A 24,663-nucleotide genomic window follows, 5' to 3' on the forward strand; every position below is an offset into this window, starting at 1 on the left:
CGTTGAGCTAACCAATACTAATTGCCCGTGAGGCTTGACCATATAACACCCAAGCAATTTGCGCGTAACAGCCAGATTGCGGTGTGTGAAGACGAAACGAACCGAAAGTTCGAGAAAACACACAAACTATCGCATACCCAATTTGCTGAAACGTCGAAAGACGGCTCGGCACACCGAATTTCTTGACGACCATAGAGCATTGGAACCACCTGATCCCATCCCGAACTCAGAAGTGAAACGATGCATCGCCGATGGTAGTGTGGGGTTTCCCCATGTGAGAGTAGGTCATCGTCAAGATTAAATTCCGAAACCCCAATTGCGAAAGCAGTTGGGGTTTTGTTTTTGCGCGCGGAAAAACCTTGCCAGTCACCGGAGAGCCGCGCCCTTCGACTCAAGAACTACCTCAAGCCGAAGGCACCCTTGGCGGGCGTTAACGTCCCAGGCTGTTGTGCGTTAGCCGGGCTACCCACTTGCCATGCTGCTCGCCATTCTTCAATGCCCGCAGTTTCTCCGGCAACTGGTTGAAGTCGAACTCAATCAGCGGTGCAGGTTGCAGCAGACCCGATACAGCCCCGCACATCAGTTGCTCAGCGTACTGACGTAGCTGTTGCCAGTCGGCCCGGCTGCCGTAAGCATGAATACTGTTGAGGGCCACCTCGTGGAGTGAGATCGCGGTGCTGAACGCCGGCAATGGCGCTGCCTCCTGACGATCCTGAATACACACCAGGTGCCCGTTGTAACCCAGCAGTGCTGCCAGGCTGCGCGCCTGAGCCCCGCTGACGGTATCGAACAGCGCATGCAGGCGACGCTCCCCCAATCGTGATTGCAGCTCGGTTTGCCAGGTGTCTGCCCGATAGTCGAAAACCCCGACCGCGCCTTGCGCCAGCAACCGCGCATGATGCTGGGCAGACGCCGTCGCCCACACGCGCAAACCGCGTTGCACCGCCAATTGGACCAGCAACGAACCCACCGCGCCTCCGGCCCCCACCACTAGCACATCACGCGCACCCACAACGGGGACCTTATCCAGCGCCTGCAAGGCGGTCAGGCCGGGGCAGGGCAGGCTGGCGGCAACTGCGTCATCCAGTGACTCAGGAACCGGCAACGCCGCATTGGCATCGAGCAGGCAATACTCGGCGAAGCTGCCATCACGGTTCAACGACTGGTGATAAGCCACCCGCGTACCGATCTTCGGCGTCACCGCTGACCCTGCGGCCACCACCACGCCAACGCCATCGACACCAGGCACGCGGCCGGTATGCCAATCGGCATGTCCCCACTCGATGATCTTCCAGTCCACCGGATTGAGGGCGATCGCGGTATTGGCGATCAGCACTTCATTCGCTCCCGGTTGCGGCAATGTCTTGCGGATCAGTTGAAGGCCTTCCAGGCCGGCTCCTGCGGTCCAGCCCCAGGCGTTGTATTCAGTTGGCATGGTGAAACCTCGGCAGTACGAATTCGGCAATTTCCTCGATGGCCTCGGCCACGGGGCGTTCACTGCGGCGCAGATGCAGGCCGACATGCTGTACGCCTGCCTCACGCAGGGCCTGCAGTTCCTCGATCAGTGCCTGGCGCCCACAGCGACCACCAAAGCGCAGGCGCTGCATGGGCGCATGTGGGTCAGCGGCAAGGTCCAGATGGACGAAGCTGATATAGGGTTTGGCGCCACCGACCTCACGCCAGAGCGCGACGCGTCGGCGATGTTCGTCCGGGGTGCCCGGGTAGGCGAGCCAGCCATCCATGTGTTCACCGATCCAGGCCGGCGATTGCTGACCCAGCCCGGCCACCAGCAGCGGTGCGGCTTCAGGACGCTGTGGCAGCAGATGCGCACCCTCGGGCAAGCGATCCTGTCCCTGGCTGTGCAACAGCTCGACAGCATCGCGAAAGAGCTCTGCGCGCTGGGCGTAATCGACACCGAACAGCGGATACTCCATCGGCCGGTCACCACTGGCGACCCCCAGCAGCAAGCGACCATCGCTCAACTCGTCGATGCTGTTGGCGGCCTTGAGGGTCAGCCACGGCTGACGCAACGGCAAGACCACCGCGGCGGTTCCGAGCATGATGTTCTGCGTGATGCCGGCCAGGTAGCCGAGGTAGGAAAAGGTTTCGAAGACCTGAGCGGCATCGCCGAAATTCGGGTCGTACACCGGTACGTCACGGACCCATAGCGCGCGAAAGCCGGCCTGGTCCGCCAGGCGGGCGAGGGTGGCGTGTTGCTTGAGGTCCGGCACGCCGAAGGGGCGACCTTCGGCCTGGCGCAGGCGCTGGCCATCGCTGGACCAGTCGTTATCGAGCGGCAGTTCCAGACCGACGGAAAAGTTGTTCCTGCCAAGCAGGCGTTGAAAACGAGGATGCATGAAGGGCTCCAGCGTCTCGCCCGTGGCAAGACGGTCATAGGGATCACAGCGCAGCAGTATCCCCAGGTCCGGCCCACGGAAAAATGCATGAATCGGAACAACAATCTTGAGCGGGCATCACGAATCGGCTGAATTCTTCATGAAAGCGCCGGGACGGTTTTTGGTATGGTGCAGCTCGCTTTTCAAGGGACCGACATTCACCCGCACGGATCAGCGTTCACTATTCCACGAGAAGCTGTAGCAATGCCTGAACCGATACCGATCAAGGACCACGAAAAAGAGACGCGGCTGGTCAACAAAAGACTGTTGGCCTGCGCGCTCCTGGTGGTCGCCATCACCTGCACCCTGATCGGGCGCCTGTACTTCCTGCAGGTGGTCGAATTTGACTATCACTCGACCATTTCCGAAAACAATCGGGTGCACGTGCTGCCCATCACCCCGACTCGCGGCCTGATCTACGACCGCAACGGCGTGCTGCTGGCCGACAACCGCCCCAGCTTCAACCTGACTATCACCCGCGAGCGCACCACCGATCTGAAAGGCGAGCTGGACCAGGTGGTCAGCCTGCTGCACCTGCCCGCCGAAGACCGCGCGCTGTTCGACAAGGCGCTGAAGCAATCACGCCACCCGTTCGTGCCGGTCACCCTGTTCTATGAGCTGACCGAAGAGCAGATCGCCGTGCTGGCGGTCAACGAGTACCGCTTGCCGGGGCTGGAGGTCGAGGCGCAGTTCGTGCGGCACTATCCGATGGGCGCGCACTTCGCCCATTCCATCGGCTATGTCGGGCGCATCAACGAGAAGGAAGCCAAGGTCCTGGATTCGGTGGAGTACCGCGGCACCCAGTCGATCGGCAAGACCGGGATCGAGCGCTTCTACGAGTCCCAGCTGCATGGCCATGTCGGCTATGAAGAGGTGGAAACCAACGCCCAGGGCCGGGTCATGCGGGTGCTCAAGCACACCGATCCGATCCCTGGGAAAAACATCGTGCTCAGCCTCGACGTGAAGTTGCAGGAGGCGGCCGAGGCGGCCCTGGGCGACCGTCGCGGATCGGTGGTGGCCCTCGATCCGCAGACCGGCGAAGTGCTGGCCATGGTCAGCAAGCCGAGCTTCGACCCGAACCTGTTCGTCACCGGCATCAGCTTCAAGGAGTACAGCGCGTTACGCGATTCCATCGACCGGCCGCTGTTCAACCGCGTGCTGCGCGGCCTGTATGCGCCGGGTTCGACCATCAAGCCGGAGGTGGCGATCGCTGGCCTGGACTCCGGGGTGGTCAACGCCTCGACCCGGGTGTTCGATCCGGGTTACTACCAACTGCCGGACGTCGACCACAAATACCGTAACTGGAACCACAGCGGCGATGGCTGGGTGGACCTGGACGCGGCGATCATGCGTTCCAACGACACCTACTTCTATGACCTGGCGCACAAGCTCGGTATCGATCGCCTGCACGATTACCTGGCGATGTTCGGCCTGGGCGAGAAAGTCTCCCTGGACATGTTCGAGGAGGCGTCGGGACTGATGCCGTCCCAGGCCTGGAAGCGCGCCACCCGGCGTCAGCCGTGGTTCCCCGGCGAGACGGTGATTCTCGGCATTGGCCAAGGGTATATGCAGGTCACGCCGTTGCAACTGGCCCAGGCGACGGCGCTGATCGCCAACAAGGGCGTGTGGAATCGCCCTCATCTGGCCAAGACCATCGATGGCGTGGCGCCGGTGGACGAACACCCGATGCCGAACATCCGGCTCAAGGACCCGGTCGACTGGGACCTGGTCAGCCACGGCATGCAGATGGTGATGCACGCGCCTCGGGGCACCGCGCGCGACGCGGCGGCCGGCGCGCAATACCGCATCGCCGGCAAGAGCGGTACGGCGCAGGTGGTGGCGATCAAGCAGGGCGAGCGCTACAACCGTCTCAAGACCCGCGAGCGCCATCGTGACAATGCCTTGTTCGTCGGCTTCGCGCCGGCCGAGCACCCGCAGATCGTGGTAGCGGTGATGATCGAGAACGGCGAGGCCGGCGGCCGGGTCGCCGGCCCCGTGGTACGTCAGGTCATGGATGCCTGGCTGCTCGATCAGCAAGGCCACCTGAAGCCGCAATACGCCAGCCCTGGCAAGGGGCCGGACGTTCCCCACGCCTGAGTCATTTGAACATCAGGCTGTCCGGCACCTGCTCACGAATACTGAGCATGTGCTGGATGCTGTCCAGGAACAGGGTTTCGGCCTGGCTCATCTTCTGTTCCCGGTGCCACAGCAGCTGGATATCGAAATCCACCACGCCCTCGTCCGGCGGCAAACGCCAGAGCAGCCCTTGCTCGACATCCCGCCGGACCAGATGGATCGGCAGGCAGCCGATACCGAATCCCGCGCAGATCAGGCGGTAAATCTCCTCGAAGCTGGTGGAGGAGGCGACGATCTTGCCGGTAAAGCCCTGCTGGTCGCGAAACAGCGTCAGCGGTGACAGGTTGCCCCCCAACTGGTCGCTAGTGAAGCTGACGAAGTTCTCGTTGGCCAGTTGTTGCAGGCTCAGGTCCTGCTGGCCGAACAGCCGGTGGCGCTGGCCGCAGAAGTAGGCATACCGCTCGCGAAACAGCACCCGCTGTTCCAGCCGGGGTTGTGGCAGGCGGCACAGCCCGACCCCCAGGGTCGCGGTCTTTTGCAGCAGCGAACTGATGATGTCCGAGCTGCCCATCACCTCGACTTCCAGCTCGATTTTCGGGTGGGCTTCATGGAAGTCGGCGAGGAACTCGTCGTAATGCGGCGCTTGCACACCGCTGACGGTAAGGATGCGGATCTTGCCCACCACATCGTCGTTGCGGCTCTCCAGCACCGTGCCCAGGCGCGAGATATCGCCGTAGATATCGGTGGCGATGCGCAGCACTTCCTCCCCGGTTTCCGTCAGCTCGAAGCGCCGTCCGCTGCGCGCGATCAACACGCAATCGAGCTGTTCCTCCAGGCGCTTGAGGGCTTGGCTGACCGCCGACTGGGTGATGTGCAGGCGCGCGGCGGCGCGGCTCATGCTGCCTTCCTGGCCGATCACCAGGTAGGTGCGCAGCAGGTTCCAGTCCAGGCGATCGTTGAGGAAACGCCGACCGACCCAGGGGTTGGAGGTGGAGAGCGGTGCGGGCATGACGACTCCAGGTAGTAGCAGTGCTAATAGCAAAGATAAGGATTTGAAAATTGACTAATCCTGGCACGCCGGCGATAAAGCCCACAAGCGCCAGAGAGCGCCGCGTGATCAGCCTTCCGCACCTGCCCAAAACTACAAATACACAGGGTCCTTGCATGCACAGCACTCCTCAGCCGCGCCGAGCCGCGGCGGCGGCCTTTATCGGCACGACCATCGAGTTCTACGACTTCTACATCTATGCCACGGCCGCGGCCCTGGTCCTCGGCCAGGTGTTCTTTCCCAGCAGCGACCCAGTGATGAGCACCCTTGCGGCCTTCGGCAGCTTCGCCGTGGGTTTCGTTGCCCGGCCCATGGCCGGCATGGTGTTCGGCCACCTCGGCGATCGCCTCGGGCGCAAGAAAATGCTGCTGGTGACCATGGCGCTGATGGGCCTGGCCACCACCGGCATCGGCCTGTTGCCCAGCTATGCCAGCGTCGGCATCTGGGCGCCTATCAGCCTGATCGTACTTCGCATCATCCAGGGCATTTCCGTGGGCGGCGAGTGGGGCGGGGCGGTGCTGATGGCCAGCGAACATGCCCCGGTCAAGCGCAAGACCTTCTACGCCTCCTTCGCCCAGCTCGGCAGCCCGGCCGGCCTGCTGCTGGCGTTGATCGCCTTCCGCCTGGTGACCAGCCTGGATCAGCAGGACTTCCTTGAGTGGGGTTGGCGCCTGCCGTTCCTCGCCAGCGGTGTGCTGATGATGTTCGGCCTGATGATCCGTTCCGGCGTGCATGAGTCGCCGGAGTTCGCCAAGGCCCGGGACAACAACGAAACCGCCCAGTACCCGGTGATGGAAGTGCTGCGCAGCTGCTGGAAGCAGATCCTGTTCGCGGCCGCCGCGGTGACCATCGGCTCGGCCGGCTTCTTTTTCACCAACACCTTCATGATCACCTACGTCACCCAGTACCAGGGCATTTCCCGGGCGACCATTCTCGATTGCCTGTTCCTGGTGACGATCATCCAGCTGCTGTCCCAGCCGGTCTCCGCGCTGCTGGCCGAGCGTATCGGCGAGGGGCGTTTCCTCAAGTGGGTGGCGTTGCTGTGCATGGCCACGCCGTACCCGATGTTCCTGTTGGTCGGCACCCAGAATATTGTGCTGATGACCCTTGGCATCGCCCTGGCGGTGGTGATTCTCTCGGCGCTGTACGCGGTGATCGCCGGCTACATGACCCAGGCCTTCCCGGTGCACCTGCGCTACTCGGGGATCTCCATCGCCTACCAACTGGCCTGCGCGGTCGCCGGTGGCAGCACGCCGCTGATCGGCACCCTGCTGGCCAGCCAGTTTTCCGGACAGTGGCTGCCGCTGGCGGTGTTCTTCAGCCTGTTGTCGGCCCTGTCATTGATCGGCGTCTGCGGCCTGGCCCGGCTGCGCGCCAACCCGACTGTCCACCACGTTCCTAAAGAGGTGTATTCGTGAGCAAACCCGAACACATGAGCCCGATTGAATGGCAGGCCCGCTGCGAGCTGGCGGCCCTGTATCGACTGGTCGCGCACTTTCGCATGACCGACCTGATCGACACCCACATCACCCTGCGCATTCCAGGGCCCGAGCATCACTTCCTGATCAACCGCTACGGGGTGATCTTCGACCGCATGCGTGCCAGCGACCTGGTGCGCATCGACCAGGAGGGGCGCATCGTCGACCCGCACTACGCCGGGCACCGGGTCAACGCCGCCGGCTTCGTCATCCATTCGGCGATCCACATGGCGCGCCCGGACCTCAACTGCGTGATCCACACCCACACCGCCGCCGGCATGGCAGTGGCCGCGCAGAAACAGGGGCTGTTGCCCATCAGCCAGCACGCGCTGAAGTTCTACGGCAAGCTGGCGTACCACACCTATGAAGGCATCGCCCTGTCCCTGGACGAGCGCGAGCGCCTGATCGCCGACCTTGGCCCGCACAAGGCGATGATCCTGCGTAACCACGGCCTGCTGGTGGGCGGTGCCAGCGTCGCCCATGCGTTTCAGGAGATTCATTTTCTCGAGCGTGCCTGCCAGGCCCAGGTCCAGGCGCTGGCCGGCGGTTGCGAGCTGAACTACCCGTCGCCGCAGGTCTGCGCTCACACCGCCGAACAGTTCGAGCGTGACGACGCCGACCACATCATCGAGCTGGCCTGGGAGGCCGCCCTGACCTTGATCGAGTCCCAGCGCGAGTCCTATCTGTCATGAGCATCGTGGTGCTGCTGTCCCGCGACAGCCTGTTGCTCAAGCAATTGCAGGCCGCCTTCGCCCGCTGTGCGCCACAGGTCCAGGCGGTGCTGGCCGACGATCCGCGTGTCGCTCAGGCGCAGGTCGCCGCTTGCTGGTTTCCACCCGTCGGCAGCCTGGGGCGCTTGCCCAACCTGCAAGTGATTCACTCGGTGGCGGCGGGCATCGACCACCTGGAACACGACCCTTCGTGCCCGGACCTGCCGGTGTGCCGGGTGGTGGACCCGGGCCACCGCCAGGGCATGACCGAGTACCTGCGCTGGGCGGTGATCCACTATCACCGCGGCTTCGACCGGGTGCTGGAGCAGCAGCGCGAACGGCACTGGGAGCGGCCGCTGCAACGGCCGGCGCGGCAGTTCAAGGTCGGGGTCATGGGCCTGGGTTCCCTGGGCAGCGCCATCGCCCTCGACCTGGCCGCCGCCGGCTACGACGTGCGCGGCTGGGCCCGCAGCGCCAAGCGCCTGGCGGGGGTGCAGACCTTCGTCGGACCGGGGCAGCTGGAGCCCTTTCTCGAGCAAGTGGAACTGTTGATCAACCTGCTGCCCCTGACCGCCGAGACCCGCGGCATTCTCGGACGCGACAGCTTTGCCCGGCTGGCCCGCGGCGCGGCGCTGGTCAATGTCGGGCGCGGCGGCCACCTCAACCTCGACGACCTGCAACAGGCCCTGGCCAACGGCCAACTGCGCGGCGCCTTGCTCGATGTGTTCGAACAGGAGCCGCTGCCGGCCGATCATCCGTTGTGGAGCACCCCCGGGGTCACCATTACTCCGCACATGGCCTCGGCGGCCTCCCACGATTGCATTGCCGAGCAGGTGGCGGACAACCTGCGGCGCCTGCAAGCCGGCGAAGCACTGTTGAACGAGGTGGACAGGGCCCAGGGTTACTGAGCGCCCAGGCAGGCCTGCAAGGCCTCGATAAAGACCGTCTCGGCGCGGCTCATGCGCTGTTCGCGGTTCCACAGCAGATGGATGTCGACGTCGGCGATGCCTTCGTCGGGCGGCAGGCGCCACAGCAGCCCGGCGTCGACGTCGGCCGCCACCACATGCTCGGGCAGGCAGCCGATGCCGTAGCCGGCGATCACCAGGCGCCGCACTTCCTCCAGGCTCGGCGACGAGGCGACGATGCGCCCGCTGAAACCCTGCTGGTCGCGAAAGATGGTCAGCGGCGAGAGCATGCCGCCGATCTGGTCGCTGGTGAAGCTGACGAAATTCTCCCGCTGCAGATCGCCCTCGGCCACCTTCTGCTGGCCGAACAGCCCATGGTGCTTGCCGCAGAAAAACGCATAGCGCTGGCGCAGGAACAGCCGCTGTTCCAGGCGCGGCTGGGGCCGGCGGTTGAGGCTCAGGCCGAGGGTCGCGGTTTTCTCCTGCAAGGCGCTGACGATGTCCGAGCTGCGCAGCACCTCGATCTCCAGGTCGACCCGCGGATGCTGGCGATGGAAGTCGGCGAGGAAATCATCGAAACGCTCGGAAAAGATCCGGCTGATCATCAGCAGGCGCACCTTGCCGATCACTTCGTCGGCCGGCTGCTCCAGCACGCCGCTGACCTGGGACATCTGCCCGTAGATTTCGCCGGCCAGGTGGAAGATCTGCTCGCCGACTTCGGTCAGAGCAAAACGTGGCCCGCGCCGGGCGATCAACTGGCGGCCCAATTGTTCCTCCAGGCGCTTGAGGGCCTGGCTCACCGCCGGCTGGGTCAGGTGCAGGCGGGCGGCCGCGCGGCTGATGCTCAACTCCTGGCCGATCACCCGAAAGGTGCGCAGCAGGTTCCAGTCCAGGCGGTCGTTGAGCAGGCGGTCGGGCAGGCGGTTGGACATGGCGCGGGGCTCTGGGTCGAAGGACAGGGCTGATAATAAGCAGCGGTAATAATCAGCATAATAAATAGAAAATTGACTAATTATAGCCTCGCGACGATAAATCCCTCCCAGACAGGCGCCGCCAGAGCGCCTCGGCATTCCCGTTCTCTCCTGCCAGAAAAATAATCAAAGGAGCACGATCCATGAAGCCTTCAGCTTCGCCCCAGCCGCGCCGTGCGGCCGCCGCCGCCTTTATCGGCACCATGATCGAGTGGTACGACTTCTACATCTACGCCACCGCCGCGGCGCTGGTGTTCGGCGCCTTGTTCTTCCCCTCCGACGACAAACTGTTCAGCACCATGGCGGCCTTCGGCACCTTCGCCGTGGGCTTCTTCGCCCGGCCATTGGGCGGCATCGTGTTCGGCCATATCGGCGATCGCATCGGGCGCAAGAAATCCCTGGTGATCACCCTGCTGATGATGGGCGTGGTCACGGTGTGCATCGGCCTGCTGCCGACTTATGCACAGATCGGCGCGGCGGCACCGGTGCTGCTGATCCTGCTGCGCATCGTCCAGGGCATCGCCGTCGGTGGTGAGTGGGGCGGGGCGGTATTGATGGCCGGCGAGCATGCGCCCAAGGGCCGGCGCAACTTCTTTGCTTCCTTTGCGCAGTTGGGCAGCCCGGCCGGGTTGATCCTGTCGCTGCTGGCCTTCAGCGCGGTCACCCGCCTGCCCGAAGAAGACCTGATGAGCTGGGGCTGGCGCCTGCCGTTCCTCGCCAGCGCGCTGTTGCTGGTAGTGGGCCTGGCGATTCGCCTGGGGGTCAATGAATCGCCGGAATTCCTCGCCAGCCGCGAGCAGGCGCACAAGAGTCTGCGCAAGGAACAGGCGCCGGTGATGGAAGTGCTGCACAGCGCCTGGCGCCCGCTGCTGCTGTGCATCGGCGCCAACACCCTGGGGATTGCCGGGGTGTATTTCACCAACACCTTCATGATCGCCTACAGCACCCAGCAACTGGGGTTGCCGCGCTCGCTGATCCTGGAATGCCTGTTCGTGGTGGCGATCATCCAGTTCTGCATCCAGCCCCTGGCGGCCTGGACCGCCGAGAAGATCGGCGCCACGCGCTTTCTGTGCCTGGTGTCGTTGCTGGCCATGGCCTCGCCGTACCCGATGTTCGTGCTGGTGAGCAGCGGCCAGGCGCCACTGATCATCCTCGGCATCGCCCTGGCGGTGGTGTGCATGGCGTCTTTCTATGCGGTGATCGCCGGCTACGTCAGCGGCATGTTCGAGACCCGTGTGCGCTACACCGCGATCTCCCTGGCCTATCAGATCTGCGGTGCCGTAGCCGGTGGCCTGACGCCGCTGATCGGCACCTGGCTGGCCCATCAATTCGCCGGCCAGTGGTGGCCGATGGCGTTGTTCTACAGCCTGATCGCGACCATTTCGCTGCTCTGCGTGCTGGCCCTGGCTCGCCGCCATGCAGCCGTCCACCGCCTGGAAATGGCTTGAGCCCCGGCTCTGTACGAAAAGTGGCTGCACGCTGGGCGCCTTCGGCGCTACGCAGGTCATGCTGCGTTAAAAACAGGCTCGTGCGCGAGTCCGATCGGAATGCTCATGTAGGCCCCTACAGTCGAACGCGACCCCGGCCGTTCCTCGCCTGTTTTTGCCTTGCCTGACCTTCGCTCGCCGACTTTTCGTACAGACCCTAATCGAATCCGGAGAACCGAAGCATGTTGAAGATCAACGGTGAACGCCTGTGGGCGAGCCTGATGGCCATGGCCGAAATCGGTGCGACTGCCCGTGGCGGCAGCTGCCGCCTGGCCCTGAGCGAGGACGACAAGGCCGGGCGCGAGCTGTTTGCAAGCTGGTGCCGCGAGGCCGGCATGAGCCTGAGCGTCGACCCCATCGGCAACCTGTTTGCCCGGCGTCCGGGCAGCGACCCCGACGCCGCCCCAGTGATGATGGGCAGCCACCTCGACACCCAGCCCGAAGGCGGGCGTTTCGATGGCGTATACGGCGTGCTCGCCGGCCTGGAGGTGGTGCGCCGCCTCAACGATCTGCGGATCCAGACCCGCAAGCCGCTAGAGGTGGCGGTGTGGACCAACGAGGAGGGCGCGCGTTTCACCCCGGCCATGTTCGGCTCGGCGGTGTTCACCGGGATCATGGACCTGGGGAGCGCCCTGGCGGTGCGCGACGCCGACGGCATCAGCGTCGCCGAGGCCCTGCACGCCACCGGCTACGCCGGTACGCGGCCCCTGGGCGGGGCGGTGGATGCCTACTTCGAGGCGCATATCGAACAGGGGCCGATCCTCGAAGACAACGCCAAGAGTATCGGCGTGGTCAGTGGCGGCCAGGCGATCCGCTGGCTCGACGTGCAGGTCGAAGGCCTGGCGGCCCACGCCGGCACCACGCCGATGCCGCTGCGCAAGGATGCGCTCTTCGGCGCCGCGCAGATGATCCTGGCGATCGAAACCCTGGCCATGGACTTTGCCCCCGAGGGCCTGACCACCGTCGGCGAGCTGAGCATCGCCAAGTCTTCGCGCAATACCATTCCCGGCCTGTTGCAGTTCACCGTCGATCTGCGGCACCACCGCGACAGCGCCATCGCCGCCATGGAGCAGGAGGTCCGCGCGCGGCTTGGCGCCATCGCCGGACAACGCCAGCTGAAGGTGACCATCAGCCCGCACTGGATCAGCCCGGCCACGCCCTTCGATGCCGACTGCGTGGCGGCCGTGCAACAGGCGGTGGACGGCCTGGGCTACGCTCAGCAATCGATCGTCAGCGGCGCCGGCCATGACGCGATTCACCTGGCGCGGTTCTGCCCCACGGCCATGGTCTTCATCCCGTGCGTCGGCGGCCTGAGCCACAACGAAGCCGAAGACGTACTGCCCGAGGATGTACGCCAGGGCACCGACGTATTGCTCAACGCCGTGCTGGCCCGCGCCGGCCGGGTCGAATAAGGAGAAGGTCATGCGCAGTTTTTTCCACCCCGAACAGCTGCTGCACCATCCGCGCAGCTATTACTCCCGCGGCCAGATGCGCACGCCACAGGAAGTGCCCGAGCGCGCCCAGCGCCTGGTCCAGGCCGTGCACTCCCTGGGTTTTGACGTGCAACAACCGGTGGACGCCGGCCTGCAACCGCTGCTGGCGGTGCATGGCGCGGCGTACCTGCAGTTCCTCAAGGAAGCCCACCAGCGCTGGAAGGAGATTCCCGAGGACTGGGGTGACGAGGTGATGTCGAACATCTTCGTTCGCGAGCCCAACGCCCTGCGCGGCATCCTCGCCCAGGCCGCGCGTTACCTGGCCGATGGCAGCTGCCCGGTGGGCGAACTGACCTGGCGTTCGGCCTACTGGTCGGCGCAAAGCGCGATTGCCGGCGCCCGCGCCTTGCTCGACGGCGAACCGGCGGCCTACGCCCTGTGCCGCCCGCCGGGCCATCACGCCCGGGCCGAAGCCGCCGGCGGTTTCTGCTACCTGAACAACGCAGCGATCGCCGCCCAGGTACTGCGCGAAAAATTCGCCCGGGTCGCGGTGCTGGACACCGACATGCACCACGGCCAGGGCATCCAGGAAATCTTCTACGAACGCGACGACGTGCTGTACGTCTCGGTGCACGGCGACCCGACCAACTTCTACCCGGGCGTCGCCGGTTTCGCCGACGAGCGCGGTAGCGGCGCGGGGCAGGGCTACAACCTCAACCTGCCAATGGCCCACGGCGCCAGCGAAGCCGATTTCCTCGCCCAACTGGAAACCGCCCTGGCGGCGGTGAAAAGCTTCGATGCGCAAGTGCTGGTGCTGTCCCTGGGCTTCGACATCTACGAACTCGACCCGCAAAGCAAAGTGGCAGTGACCCGCGCAGGTTTCGCCCGCCTCGGCGAACGCATCCGCAGCCTCGGCCTGCCGTGCCTGATCGTGCAGGAAGGCGGCTACCACCTGGAAAGCCTGGAAGACAACGCACGGGCGTTTTTTGCCGAGGCCGGGGCCTGGAAGCTCTGAGCGCAGTGGCTGTCAGATCGTTTCGCATTCCTACAGGACGGCGATGGCCATGGCTCTGCAGGAGCGAGGCTTGCCCTCGATAAACCTCAACGATAACGCGTTGCTTCTGTGTGTCCTCATACGAAAGCCCCTGAATCAAAAGATCCAGGGGCTTTTTTAATGCCTGCAACAGACTGTCGCAGAGGACGTCGGGAAGGGGCTCAAGCGCTTAGAGACGGCCCTTGCATCGCCTTGCCCTGCGCCACATCCAGCAAGGCCACGCCATCGCTCAGCAGCAGCGAGGCGATATCGGCGATCTGGAACAAATCACTTTCATCCGCGGTACGCGCGGTCATGCAAGACAGGCTGTTCATCAGTTTGTGAATGGCGCGAACGCGCCGGTCGGCGCAGGCCAGCAAGTCCACCAGCGAGGCGCTGGAATCGATCAGCAGGACAGGATGCTCGGTGGCAGTGCTGTGAAGCGGGATATATCCGTTCATTGATGTAGCTCCGTGTGTTGAGTGGGCTACCACCAAACCCTCCTACAAGCTGGGTGGCAGCTGTACGCGGGGTAGGAGACCGGTCACACGACCCGGCCACGCCGAAGCGTGCCCGCGCACAGCCGCCATAAACACAGGGCAGCAAAAAGCACCCAGAAAAAGCTGGGCGCTCGTGCACGGTGTGATACTCGGGCTCCTACACCCGGTCGCTGATTTGGCAGCGACCGGCGCAGAGTAATGACGCACCTTCATGAGCGCAAGCCCCGACTCAATGACTGAACGTAACAGGGCCGCCAGCGAGCAATGCGCCTGCTCAGACCTTGATCCAGCTCTAGCGTCAGACAAGTTCAGGCACGCTTGTAGGACTCTCCTGAAATACACGGTTTTACCCTGTTCAAGTGCTCTATCCGCTTGAGCCGACAGATGACGGCCAGCACCATCCCCCCGCCTTATCAATAGCGCCAACACGCTCAACGGCTTGCTTGGACGCGTCGTTTATCAGGGAGGGGGGGTATGTGGCTGCGCCTTATTCGTCGGCAAGACCGTGAGCGTGAAGGAGTTGGTTTCAACAGCATCGAGTCGCCATTTTTTGCCCGGTTCGAAGTTCAACAGGCCCTCGGGCGGTACGGCAACAGAATCGACGGGCTGGATGATTTGCTTTATGCCCACGACAGCTCGCATGGCCATCTATCGAGCGATGATCTGCGCGAAATCCTGGCGAGCGTAGAACGGGGCGATTGGTTGCTGATCTCGAATGACCCGTTCAGCCCTTTGAGCGGCGACACCTTCGGCAAGTATTCACACATCACCGGAAAGGGCTGGGCGGCGAGTTCCCTGGATCATCGCCTGCAAGAAGACAACAAGCCCGCGTTGCCTGATGCCGAACCTGTCGTAAAACCTCAACCGCAAGAGCCGGGCTTTTACGTCGTGCCTAAAAGCATGAGCCGTGAACAGCTTGAGTCGGTGCTGTTCACTTCTCGCAACCCAGCCGTGATGAGCAAATTTGAGTCGCTGAACCCCGGCCTGAGTGACGTTAAAGCGGGCTCGATGATCGTGCTCAGCGATCCCGGCAACCTGCAATGTACCCGCGAAGAAGGGTTGCTGATGGAGGCCGCGGCCAAGACCAATGACGCACTCAAACCGCTCAGCGCGGAAGAAGCGAACTTCATGGCCAGGCACCGAGACGAAATCGAAAACTTTCTGGCACAGGGTTCGACGGCTATCGGCATCGGTGAAGCGATGTTTGCCAAGAACCTGGAAGACGTCAAAACCACGCTGCGTGATATCGAAGCGTTGCATCAGCGCACGTTCCAGAAAGACGGCCACCTGCGGTCGCCGGAGTTCTTTGCTGAACGTAAAAAACTGCTGGCACAGCTCAATACCCGACTAACCTCCATGACCCGAAAAGGCATTGGCTTCCCCGATCATCCGAACTTGAAAAGCGCCCTGGGAATCTCCAGCCGCAGTCTGGTTCACCGTTGGACCAAGGCCGGGGCTGCGGAGCAGATCCCAGGTTATGCCACGCACATCGAGGGAGTGGCCAAGGCGGCTAAAGTCGTCAAGTATGGCGGCTGGATCGGCACGGCTATTGGCGGTGGAGCTTCCTACATGAAGGTTCAAGATGTGTGTGCAGCGGGTAACACCGAGGCATGCGAGAAAGTCAGATTCACTGAGACCGGTAACTTTGTCGGTGGGGTTGGAGGAGGCGCCATCGTCGGAGCCTTTTTAACGACGCCTATTGTCGGAACACTGTGCGTCGCACTGGGTGTTCCAACTGCTGGCTTAGCCTCGTTGGCTTGTGGTGTCGTGGTTGTAGGAAGTGCTTCTTTTACGGCTGGTGTCGTTGGTAACTCTGCCGGGGAAGCAATGGCCGAGAAAATTTATGAGGCGGTCAAATGAGCCTGAATACGGCAGACAAAATATTTCTGATGGTCGGACTCGTCGATTTTGCAGGGATATTTCTTGTGCTTGGTATCTGCTTGCACATGGCCTACACCAAGATGGACTTGATGTTGGATCATCTGAAAAACAGTGCTGTGCTCAGCACGCTGACCACGCTCAGGCACGGTGGCCCATGGGGGAAACTGATTCTGGTCGGGAGCATTTCCGGTTTTGTAACCTTCCCCCATTTTTACCTTAAGCGTGGCTGGGTCAGTGCCGAGGACTTGCTGGGTTTTCCTGCGGCGCTTAAGCGCAAGTTGGTCGTGCTGCAGTGGAGTGCGCTAGCGCTGATAGTGGTCATGACGGGTCTTGCGGCGGTGGTCAAGCTGGGTGTTGTTTGAGGTTATTTACGAGAGCCACAAATGAGTACCCCTGAGATTGCTTTCGGGTATCTGGGTGGTGTCGTGATTCTCGGCACACTTGTCTGGATTGGCGTCGCGTTGCACATGGCCTATACGAAAATGGATGAGCTCTTGGACCATCTGAAAAACTGTTCCGCCATCATGGCCCGCGCTCCGTTAAAACACGGCGGTCCCTGGGGGAAGCTTTTGCTGATTGGGGGTATCTCCGGGACCGTGACGTTTCCCGGGTTCCATCTCAAAAGAGGGGCGACGGAAACCATCGTGACGCCGGGCCTGGCCAATGGCGCGGCGACCTTTACGATTATTTATCCGCGATGAACGGCACACCTCCTGCCGGGAGGCCGGCAGGAGGCAGCGCGGCTCAGTCGTAGTTGCTCACATAAGCCAGGATGCCCTGGGCGCCCAGGGCGTTACCGTTGAAACGGGTCGCCTGCAGTAGCACGGCGATCTGGTTGTCGCTGGCGACGGCTTTCGGAAAGGTATTGCCGCTGTCGTTCGGGTTGATCGATGTTTCCGCCGCCAAGGGGATGAAGGCGTCATCGAACCGGTTGAAAAAGATGCCGGTATAACCGGTACTCCAGGTCACCAGGAAGTCAATGACACCGCATGTGGCCGGCATGGCACTGATATAGGGCTGGCTCGAGGCGTAGACATTGTTGTTCAGGCGAACGGGGGGGAGGACTTGCTGGTCCTGATCGCTTTGGTACTGCTCAGCCTCAGACTGATCAGCCTTGCCGAAGACCCGGACTCGGTCGCCATAGACATAGGCGCTGGTGCCGATATAAACCAGCATGATGTTGTTGTGCACGGTGTCGAAGGTTGCATGGAACTTGCCCATGCCGGTTTGCGAGTAGCTGGTCATCAGATTGACCGGCGATTTGCCGGAGGAGGGGCTGCCCACTCGCAGGAAATTGATCTTGCTCAGGGTTTCCTGGACGCCGACGATCACCCCGTCGCCATGGTTCATCAGCACGATATTTTCGTAGGTGGAAGTGTCCAGATCGGCACCGGGATTAAACAGGGTCGGATAGACGGCAGAGGTGATCATCCCCGGATAACTGGTCGGCTCGAGGGTGTCCTTGTCCAGCCAGATGCCTTGCAACTGGCGTTCGCTCACGCCGATCCAGCAGGCGAAGAGCTGGCAGTTGGCGGGGTTGTAGATGACCCTGGGGCAGACGTAATCACCGTTGGAGCCACTGATCAGGGTTTCCGTGAAGGGCGCGCCGATACCCTGGCGCTCGCTGACGCTGTATTTGCGCGCAAAGATGCGAAAGGCGCCCGGGTCGTTGCTGGCCCAGACGGCAACGAAGTCGTCGCTGCCCTGGATCGGCGTGGTGTCGACATCCTTCTGGGTCCGCTGGGTGAAGGCGGGAAGCAGATAGCTCGGGCGTAGCGTGCCATTTTTTGTCTCCAGGCGGCCATAGAGCGTGGTGTAGCCGGAAGCCTTCGGCCCTTGATAGGTGCCGACCAGGTGACCGCTGACATCGGTCTTCAGCACGCCGCGCAGGGATTCGTTGCTGCTGTCGTCATAGAAAATGTTCAAGCCGTTCAACCATTTGGTATTCATTCAGGCACCTGTGACTGTTTGAGGAATGTCTTCGGAACAGGACCAGCCGACCGTGCAGGGCAGGCTGGGGTCGTGGTACTTGCCATCGAGCCTTGACCGCAACGCTTCACCGCAACTCGGTTCCAGGGTTTGGGTATCGAGGTTGGCGAGACAGTACTTCCAGGGCCCATCGGTGCGGGCGTCGATGCAGGCGAAATAGAAGTGCTCGCCCGATGGCACCAGATTGATCAGCAGTGGCGAAGTTATAGTGGGGAAGTCCAGGGATACCGGTGCTGAAACCCTGATGCCTGTAGCTAGCTTTTCGGGAGGTCGATTTAGTGGGGCGTAGGTGACTTTTCTGGGCGGCTTGAAGTGTGCAAGCTGACGGTCTTGATAGGTCGTAGAAGTGCGGGGCAATAGTGTGTTCCGACGCATGACTTCGACCTCCTTGTCGACTCGCGTTCTGTCCGTTCGCATCCAGCAAGATCAGCGTAGTCATTATTTTCTAGCGCCCGATAATATTTTTTTATTTATTTAAAACAGTGAGATGCCCCTGAAGTTTTGAGCGGTTACAGGTTTGTCGGATAACTGACTTGGCCAGGAAAAGGGTGGTGTTACTGGGTGGCTATAAAGATAAGTGCGAGTGGTAATAGTGCGAAGTTGTCTTTATAACTCCGCTAAAGAATGACCATGGCTTCTTGTAAGTATTGGCAATAAGTCATTTCAGAACATAAAGGGACTTAGTTGGCAGCCTGTCCGCACTACCTGCTTTATGTTCCCCCTGTTCAGACTGATCATTTACTGGGCCGTTTACCGCCAGGCGAGCAGTGAGTACCAGGGGCAACCGGACGCCATACGGCACTTGCCATCCGCTTTACGTTAACGTCAAGATGCTCTGGCGCGGTTTGTCCCGTGGCGCAGGTTTTGCTTCTGTAAGGGCAGGGCTGGCCACGGGCCAAACTTCCCTTTACTGCCTTCTGAACCGGGTGTAGACATTGCCCATGGCTTGCGTGCCCCTCGCAACCCAAGGGAATGGACCGGGGAGGTGCCGGGCGGACCGATTCGGAGCGCTTGATGACGCTTATAAAAACAACAACCGGTGAGCTGCAGCATCAAGCCGGGCTGGCCCGCAGAAAGCTCCATCTGGAAGGCGCAGTCCCCGATGGCGTATTGCGTGCGGAAATCGATGCGTCATGGCGGCGCAGCCTCAGCCATGGCGTGCACTTCAATGGCCAGCCGGAGTTGACCCTCGAATCCGGCGCCAGCCTCGAGGTGCTGCTGGCGAGCAATCGCCTGCTGCTCGACGCGGCGATCCCCGCCATCGACTACCTGGCCGAGCGCCAGGGCCAGGACGGCCTGATTATCCTGGCCAATGCCGACGCCACCATTCTGTCGATCGAAGGCCGGGCCGACCGGCTCAAGGGCAGCGGTGTGCAGGACATCACCCTCGGCGCCTGCTGGAGCGAAGCCACCCGTGGCACCAATGCCCTGGGCACGGCGCTGGTGGAAGCGCGCACCACCCTGATCGACTGCGGCGAACATTACCTGGATCGCCTGAGCCATTTCTCCTGCACCTCGGTGCCCATCCATTGCCCCCAGGGCGAGATCCTCGGCGTGCTCGACCTGACCCGCGAAGGCCCGCTCGGCCGCATCCACGACAGCACCGCGCTGCTGAGCATGGCGGTCAGCCAGATCGAGAGCCGGGTGTTCAACGACAGCTTTCCCGAGCAGATTGTCCTGGCGTTCCACAGTCGTCGGCAGTATCTCGAATCGCCGTGGCAAGGCTTGCTCGCGGTCAGTCTCGGCGGGCAGATCCTGGCGGTCAGTGCCCAGGCCTGCCAGTTGTTGCGCGCTGAGCGTTCGGCACTGGTCGGGCGGCGTTGCGAAGAGTTTCTCGGCGTGGATGGCGTGCAACTGCTCGGCCGTTTGCAACAGGGCGGCATCGGCAGCCTGCAGACCGCCAAGGGCGAATTTTTCTACAAGACCCTGCGCGCCCCGCAACGCTCGATCAACCTCAGCAGCGTGCCGCGCGGCACGTCGAAAAGCGCCCCCAGCCAGGCGCAGCCCGACCCGCAACTCGACACCCTGGCCGGCAGCAACAGCCGTTATGCCCGGGCCTTGCGCATGGCCCGGCAGGGCCTGGCCAATGCCTTGCCGGTGTTGCTGCTGGGGGAAACCGGCACCGGCAAGGAAGTCATCGCCCGCGCCCTGCACATGGCTGGCAGTCGCGCCGACAAGCCCTTTATTGCGGTGAACTGCGCGGCGATCCCCGAGGGCCTGATCGAGTCGGAGCTGTTCGGCTATCGCGAGGGCGCCTTCACCGGTTCGCGCCGTGGCGGCATGATCGGCCGCCTGCAACAGGCCCATGGCGGCACCCTGTTCCTCGATGAAATTGGCGATATGCCGCTGGCCTTGCAGGCACGTCTGTTGCGGGTGCTGCAGGACCGCAAGGTGGCGCCGCTGGGCGCCGGCGAAGAGCAGGACATCGATGTGGCGCTGATCTGCGCCACCCACCGCGACCTCAAGCAGCAGGTGGCCGACAAGCAGTTTCGCGAGGACCTGTTCTACCGGGTCAATGGCATCAGCGTGATGCTCCCGGCGCTGCGCGAACGCGAGGACTTCGACGCGTTGCTGGACGTGCTCCTGGCCAAGCTCGGCAGCCCCGGCGTGGCCCTGGCCGAGGACCTGCGCCAGTTGCTGGCCGGCTATCACTGGCCGGGCAACATCCGCCAGCTGGAGATGGTCCTGCGCACGGCGCTGGCGATGCGCGAAGAGGGTGAGGCGGCCCTGGGCCTGGAGCACCTGCCCGACAGCATGCTCGACGATCTCAACGCCAGCGAACGCCCGGCCAGCGGCAGCATCCGCGAGAACCAGCTGGAACTGATCCGCCAGGCACTGGACAACCACCAGGGCAATGTCTCCGCCGCCGCCGATGCCCTGGGCATCAGCCGCGCGACCCTGTACCGCAAGCTCAAGCAGTTGCGCAGCTGATGTCGCGCTTGCTCAGCCGGCTGGTGGACAGCCCCGACCCCGCGGCCCTGCAAGCCGCCTTGCGCTGGCTGTACGGGTTTGTCCGCCCGCAGCGCCTGGCCATCGCCGGGTTGCTGGCGCTGTCGGTCTGCGCCTCGTTGCTGGTGCTGGTGCAGCCCTGGCTGACCAAGCTGCTGATCGACGACGGCCTGCTGGCGCGCAATTTCCCGATGCTGGCGTGGATCGCCGGGCTGATGATTCTCGCCGGGCTGCTGGGCACCGCGCTGTCGGGCATCAACCGCTACCTGCACACGCGCCTGTCGGGGCGGATCCTGTTCGCCCTGCGCGACGACCTGTATCGGCATTTGCAGCGCCTGTCGCCGGGCTTCTACGGCCAGCGGCGGATCGGCGACCTGATGTCGCGGCTCGATGGCGACGTGGCGGAGATCCAGCGTTTTGCCGTCGATTCGCTGTTCTCCGCGGTGTCCAGCGTGATCGGCCTGGTGGTGGCCCTGGCGCTGCTGGTGACCCTGTCCTGGCAGCTGTCGCTGCTGGCGCTGCTGCTGATTCCGCTGGATGTGCTCTGGCTGCGCTGGATGCGGCGCAAGGTCGAGCGCGATGTGCGGCAACTGCGCGAGCGTTCGGCGGACATGTCGTCGTTCATGGTCGAGACCCTGCCGGTGATGAAGTTCATCCAGAGCGCCGGCCAGCAGCAGCGCGAAGCCCGGCGCCTGGAGCAGTTGGGGCAGGGCTACATGAGCCAGTTGCTGCGCCTGCAGGTCAGCGAGTTCTTCACCCAGGCGGTGCCCGGCACCCTGACCTCGCTGTCGCGGGCCTGTGCGTTCCTGATTGGCGGTTATTGGGTGGTGCAGGGTACCTGGCAGTTGGGCGCGCTGATCGCCTTTTCCACTTACCTGGGCATGGCCGTGGGGCCGGTGCAGAGCCTGCTGGGGCTGTACGTGGCGATCCAGCGCATGAGCGTCAGCCTGGGTCGGGTCATGGAGCTGCGCGGCGAACAACCGAGCGTGACCACACCGGCGCAACCGCTGCCGATGCCCAGCGGCGGCGAGCTGTCTTTTCGTGATCTGCACTTCAGCCATCCGGGGCGGCCGAGCACCCTGCGTGGTATCGAGGCACGCATTCCCTATGGCCTGAAAGTGGCCCTGGCCGGCGGTTCCGGGGTCGGCAAATCGACCCTGATCGACCTGCTGCAACGCCACCACGACCCGCAGTCCGGGCAGGTGCTGCTGGACGGTATCGACCTGCGCCAGCTCGACCTGTTCGAGCTGCGCCGACGCATCGCCGTGGTCAGCCAGGACATCGTGCTGTTCCGCGGCAGCCTGGCCGACAACCTGGCCTACAGCGTGCCCGACGCACCGCGCGCGGCGGTGGCCGAGGTGGCGCGGCTGGCGCAACTGGACAGCCTGATCGAAGCGCTGCCCGAGGGCCTGGACAGCCCGTTGGGCGAGCGCGGCCAGCAGCTGTCCGGCGGGCAGAAACAACGGATCGCGATTGCCCGCGCGCTGCTCCAGGACCCGTTGATCCTGGTGCTGGACGAAGCCACCTCGGCGGTGGACGAAAGCACTGAGCGCGAAGTGATCGAGGCCATCGACCGGCTGTTCGCCGGGCGCACGCGGATTTTGATCAGCCATCGGCCGTCGACCCTGGCCGACGCCGACCTGCGCTTCGAGCTGGTGGACGGCGTGTTGCACTCCGTGAAGGTGCCCCATGAAGCCTGAGCTGCGGATCGGCGTGATCGACAGCGGGCATACGGCTGTGCAACGCCCGCAGGTGGTGGCCGGGCGGCGCTTCTATCTGGTGGAAGACGGGGTGGGCGAGGGCGACTTGCGCGAAGACCCCCTCGGCCACGGCAGCGCGATCATCGAGGCGATCAGCGTGCGGGCGCCCAAGGCGCGTTTCTGTGTGGCCCAGGTGTTCGACCAGCGCGGGGTGACCAGTGCGTTGCAGATCGCCAGCGCCCTGGACTGGCTGGTGAGCCAGCAGGTGCGGCTGGTCAACCTCAGCCTGGGGCTGCGCCAGGACCGCCGCCTGTTGCGCGAAGCCTGCGCGGCCGCCCTGGCCCGTGGCGTGCTGTTGTGCGCCTCGACGCCGGCCCAGGGCGAGGGGGTGTACCCGGCGCGTTACCCGGGCGTGCTGCGGGTCACCGGCGATGCCCGTTGCACCCCCGGCGAATGGTCGTGGCTCGACAGCCAGCAGGCCGATTTCGCCGCCTGTGTGCAGGGCAGCCACCCCGGCGCCAGCCTGGGCTGCGCGGCATTGAGCGGGCATATCGCCGGCTACCTCGGCGAACACCGCGACGCCGATAACCCGCAGGTGGTCCAGTGGCTGCGGACCCACGCCCGCTATCACGGCCCCGAACGGCGCGGCTGGACATGAGGCCGATCCTGGTGCTCGGCGCCGGCCCGGCGGGGGCCGCGGTGGCCCTGGGCTTGCGCCGCCTGGGCTACGCGGTGGCGCTGGTCAGCGAGTGGCGGCGTTTCCCGGCGCTCGAAGGGGTGTCGCTGCGGGTGCTCGAAGCCCTGCGTGGCGCCGGCCTGGGGCGTGGGCTGGAGGCGGCGTTACAGGCGTCCCAGCGTCAGGTGGTGTGGAACGGCCAGAGCCATGCGCAGAACGTCGAATACCTGCTGGATCGCCCGCGCTTCGATCGCGGCCTGCGCGAGGATCTGCGCGAGGCCGGGGTCGAGTTAATCGAGGGCCGGGTGCTGGAGGTGCAGTCGACGGCGAACGGGCATCGGCTGCGGATCGAGGGGCAGGCCGAGCGTTTCGCGGACTTTCTGGTGGAAGCCCGCGGGCGCCAGGCGCCTGCATTGAGTAAAGAACTGGGCAAAGGCCTGCGGGGCCCGGAAACGCTCAGCCTGCTCAACCGTTGGCAGGGCGCGCCGGGCAGCACCGCCAGCGCCGTGCACAGCCTGGAGGACGGCTGGGCCTGGATGGCGCGCCAGGCCGACGGCCAGTGTTACTGGCAACTGACGGTGGACGTGGCCAGCGCCGCGTTGCCGGGCAAGGCGCAGTTGCTGGATTACTGCCGCCAGCGGCGCCAGGGTTCGGCCCTGGCGCGGGCGTTTTTCGGCGCCGGGCCGGAGCACGATCTGCAGCTGCACGCGCGCAGCAGCACGGCGATCCTCTGCCCGCAGGTGTGTGGCGCCAACTGGATTCGCGTGGGCGATGCGGCCATGGCCGTGGACCCGCTGTCGGGCAACGGTATCTTCCAGTCGCTGTCTTCGGCGTTGCAGGCGCCGGCGGTGATCAACACGCTGCTGCAACGGCCCGAACGCGCGGCCCTGGCGCAGCGCTTCCATGCCCTGCGGGTGGAGCAACTGTTCCTGCGTTTTGCCCGCATCGGCCGCGATTTCTACGCCGACGAGCAGCGCTGGGCCGAGCAGCCGTTCTGGCAGGCGCGCCGGCAATGGCCGGACCGCGAGCCGGCGCATCGCGTTGCGGATTTTTCCGCCCTGCGCATCGAGCGTGCCCCGGTATTGCGCGACGGCCTGGTGGAGGAAGCCGAGGTGGTGATCACCCCGGACCAGCCGCTGGGCATCTGGCATGTGCAAGGGGTGGAGCTGGCGCCGCTGTTGCGCCGCTTGCCCAACGAGCCGGCGCAACAGCTGCTGGTGGGCCTGAGCGCGGAGCAGGACAAGGCCGTGCGCGGCTGGTTGCTGGGGCAGGGATACCAGCCTTGAGGCGACGGGGCGGCTTTTGTAGCCGCTGTCGCAGGCTGCGATCGACGGCGCAGCCGCCGCAAAGGCGCCAGCGATCGATCGCCGGATGTGTGGTGCCTGGACGATTGATCGCGAGCAAGCTCGCTCCTACAGAAGATGAGACGTC

The 24,663-nt window shown here is 63.9% G+C and carries 21 protein-coding genes and 1 rRNA gene; 15 read left to right on the forward strand and 7 right to left on the reverse strand.

Annotated features, from left to right (window positions below; all coding sequences use genetic code 11):
* The first annotated feature begins 181 nt into the window (after window positions 1-181).
* Window positions 182-297, forward strand: a 5S ribosomal RNA gene (gene rrf, locus BM019_RS28765).
* 133 nt (window positions 298-430) lie between these two features.
* Here rrf and BM019_RS28770 read toward each other — a convergent pair.
* Together BM019_RS28770 and BM019_RS28775 are read right to left on the reverse strand one after the other, a co-directional pair.
* On the reverse strand, window positions 431-1,435 hold the full coding sequence (locus BM019_RS28770; RefSeq protein ID WP_092422215.1) for a zinc-binding dehydrogenase: 1,005 nt from the start codon (window positions 1,433-1,435) through the stop codon (window positions 431-433).
* A complete protein-coding gene (locus BM019_RS28775; RefSeq protein ID WP_092422218.1) occupies window positions 1,425-2,357 on the reverse strand; it encodes a TIGR03571 family LLM class oxidoreductase in 933 nt (310 codons plus the stop codon). The genes BM019_RS28770 and BM019_RS28775 overlap by 11 nt, the downstream gene beginning before the upstream one ends.
* A 243-nt stretch (window positions 2,358-2,600) precedes the next feature.
* Here BM019_RS28775 and mrdA point away from each other — a divergent pair, with 243 nt between their 5' ends.
* The gene (gene mrdA / locus BM019_RS28780; RefSeq protein ID WP_092422221.1) at window positions 2,601-4,493 is read left to right on the forward strand and encodes a penicillin-binding protein 2; all 1,893 of its coding nucleotides are present in this window, start codon (window positions 2,601-2,603) and stop codon (window positions 4,491-4,493) included.
* Between the two features lies 1 nt (window position 4,494).
* Here mrdA and BM019_RS28785 read toward each other — a convergent pair whose 3' ends face one another.
* Entirely contained in the window at window positions 4,495-5,481 is a 987-nt protein-coding gene (locus BM019_RS28785; RefSeq protein WP_009044872.1) for a LysR family transcriptional regulator, read from the reverse strand.
* A 155-nt stretch (window positions 5,482-5,636) separates the two neighbouring features.
* Between BM019_RS28785 and BM019_RS28790 the strand changes: the two genes are divergently transcribed.
* The 3 genes from BM019_RS28790 to BM019_RS28800 are packed head-to-tail and all read left to right on the forward strand — an operon-like array spanning window position 5,637 to window position 8,616.
* The gene (locus BM019_RS28790) at window positions 5,637-6,938 is read left to right on the forward strand and encodes an MFS transporter (RefSeq protein ID WP_092422224.1); all 1,302 of its coding nucleotides are present in this window, start codon (window positions 5,637-5,639) and stop codon (window positions 6,936-6,938) included.
* Window positions 6,935-7,690, forward strand: coding sequence for a class II aldolase/adducin family protein (locus tag BM019_RS28795; protein ID WP_009044870.1), 756 nt, complete (start codon window positions 6,935-6,937; stop codon window positions 7,688-7,690). The genes BM019_RS28790 and BM019_RS28795 overlap by 4 nt, the downstream gene beginning before the upstream one ends.
* Window positions 7,687-8,616: a 2-hydroxyacid dehydrogenase gene (locus BM019_RS28800; protein ID WP_092422227.1), complete on the forward strand. Its 930-nt coding sequence runs from the start codon at window positions 7,687-7,689 to the stop codon at window positions 8,614-8,616. Before BM019_RS28795 ends, BM019_RS28800 begins: the two co-directional genes overlap by 4 nt.
* On the opposite strand, the gene BM019_RS28805 is transcribed toward BM019_RS28800, so the two are convergent.
* On the reverse strand, window positions 8,610-9,545 hold the full coding sequence (locus tag BM019_RS28805) for a LysR family transcriptional regulator (protein ID WP_009044868.1): 936 nt from the start codon (window positions 9,543-9,545) through the stop codon (window positions 8,610-8,612). The two genes, BM019_RS28800 and BM019_RS28805, sit on opposite strands and share 7 nt — an antisense overlap.
* 182 nt (window positions 9,546-9,727) lie before the next feature.
* Between BM019_RS28805 and BM019_RS28810 the strand changes: the two genes are divergently transcribed.
* From BM019_RS28810 to BM019_RS28820, 3 genes are all read left to right on the forward strand, one after another.
* Window positions 9,728-11,032 carry an MFS transporter gene (locus BM019_RS28810; protein ID WP_092422230.1) on the forward strand — a complete coding sequence of 435 codons (1,305 nt, stop codon included), beginning with the start codon at window positions 9,728-9,730 and terminating at the stop codon, window positions 11,030-11,032.
* Between the two features lie 221 nt (window positions 11,033-11,253).
* Window positions 11,254-12,483, forward strand: coding sequence for a Zn-dependent hydrolase (locus BM019_RS28815; RefSeq protein ID WP_092422233.1), 1,230 nt, complete (start codon window positions 11,254-11,256; stop codon window positions 12,481-12,483).
* Window positions 12,484-12,493: 10 nt separating this feature from the next.
* Entirely contained in the window at window positions 12,494-13,519 is a 1,026-nt protein-coding gene (locus tag BM019_RS28820) for a histone deacetylase family protein (protein ID WP_092422236.1), read from the forward strand.
* Between the two features lie 200 nt (window positions 13,520-13,719).
* Here the strand turns inward: BM019_RS28820 and BM019_RS28825 are convergent, their stop codons facing one another.
* Window positions 13,720-13,998: a hypothetical protein gene (locus BM019_RS28825; RefSeq protein ID WP_007928223.1), complete on the reverse strand. Its 279-nt coding sequence runs from the start codon at window positions 13,996-13,998 to the stop codon at window positions 13,720-13,722.
* Between the two features lie 513 nt (window positions 13,999-14,511).
* Between BM019_RS28825 and BM019_RS28830 the strand changes: the two genes are divergently transcribed.
* The 3 genes from BM019_RS28830 to BM019_RS28840 are packed head-to-tail and all read left to right on the forward strand — an operon-like array spanning window position 14,512 to window position 16,619.
* Window positions 14,512-15,897 (forward strand): hypothetical protein, encoded by a 1,386-nt coding sequence (locus tag BM019_RS28830; protein WP_092422239.1) that lies wholly within the window; start codon window positions 14,512-14,514, stop codon window positions 15,895-15,897.
* Window positions 15,894-16,280, forward strand: coding sequence for a hypothetical protein (locus BM019_RS28835; protein ID WP_092422242.1), 387 nt, complete (start codon window positions 15,894-15,896; stop codon window positions 16,278-16,280). The genes BM019_RS28830 and BM019_RS28835 overlap by 4 nt, the downstream gene beginning before the upstream one ends.
* A gap of 21 nt (window positions 16,281-16,301) precedes the next feature.
* The gene (locus BM019_RS28840; protein WP_239691115.1) at window positions 16,302-16,619 is read left to right on the forward strand and encodes a hypothetical protein; all 318 of its coding nucleotides are present in this window, start codon (window positions 16,302-16,304) and stop codon (window positions 16,617-16,619) included.
* 43 nt (window positions 16,620-16,662) lie between these two features.
* Here the strand turns inward: BM019_RS28840 and BM019_RS28845 are convergent, their stop codons facing one another.
* On the reverse strand, window positions 16,663-17,868 hold the full coding sequence (locus tag BM019_RS28845) for a hypothetical protein (RefSeq protein ID WP_092422244.1): 1,206 nt from the start codon (window positions 17,866-17,868) through the stop codon (window positions 16,663-16,665).
* Window positions 17,869-18,282: a hypothetical protein gene (locus BM019_RS30655; protein WP_139217397.1), complete on the reverse strand. Its 414-nt coding sequence runs from the start codon at window positions 18,280-18,282 to the stop codon at window positions 17,869-17,871.
* A 639-nt stretch (window positions 18,283-18,921) separates the two neighbouring features.
* Between BM019_RS30655 and BM019_RS28850 the strand changes: the two genes are divergently transcribed.
* From BM019_RS28850 to BM019_RS28865, 4 genes are read left to right on the forward strand one after another with little or no spacing between them, the layout of a single operon-like run.
* Window positions 18,922-20,838, forward strand: coding sequence for a sigma-54-dependent Fis family transcriptional regulator (locus tag BM019_RS28850; RefSeq protein WP_092422247.1), 1,917 nt, complete (start codon window positions 18,922-18,924; stop codon window positions 20,836-20,838).
* On the forward strand, window positions 20,838-22,556 hold the full coding sequence (locus BM019_RS28855) for an ABC transporter ATP-binding protein (RefSeq protein WP_092422250.1): 1,719 nt from the start codon (window positions 20,838-20,840) through the stop codon (window positions 22,554-22,556). Before BM019_RS28850 ends, BM019_RS28855 begins: the two co-directional genes overlap by 1 nt.
* Window positions 22,546-23,214, forward strand: coding sequence for a subtilisin-like serine protease QhpE (locus tag BM019_RS28860; protein WP_092422253.1), 669 nt, complete (start codon window positions 22,546-22,548; stop codon window positions 23,212-23,214). Before BM019_RS28855 ends, BM019_RS28860 begins: the two co-directional genes overlap by 11 nt.
* Entirely contained in the window at window positions 23,211-24,518 is a 1,308-nt protein-coding gene (locus BM019_RS28865; protein WP_092422256.1) for a flavin-dependent monooxygenase QhpG, read from the forward strand. Before BM019_RS28860 ends, BM019_RS28865 begins: the two co-directional genes overlap by 4 nt.
* Window positions 24,519-24,663 lie beyond the last annotated feature (145 nt).

Origin of the sequence: Pseudomonas sp. NFPP07 (assembly GCF_900115645.1) — a bacterium.
Lineage (GTDB): Bacteria > Pseudomonadota > Gammaproteobacteria > Pseudomonadales > Pseudomonadaceae > Aquipseudomonas > Aquipseudomonas chlororaphis.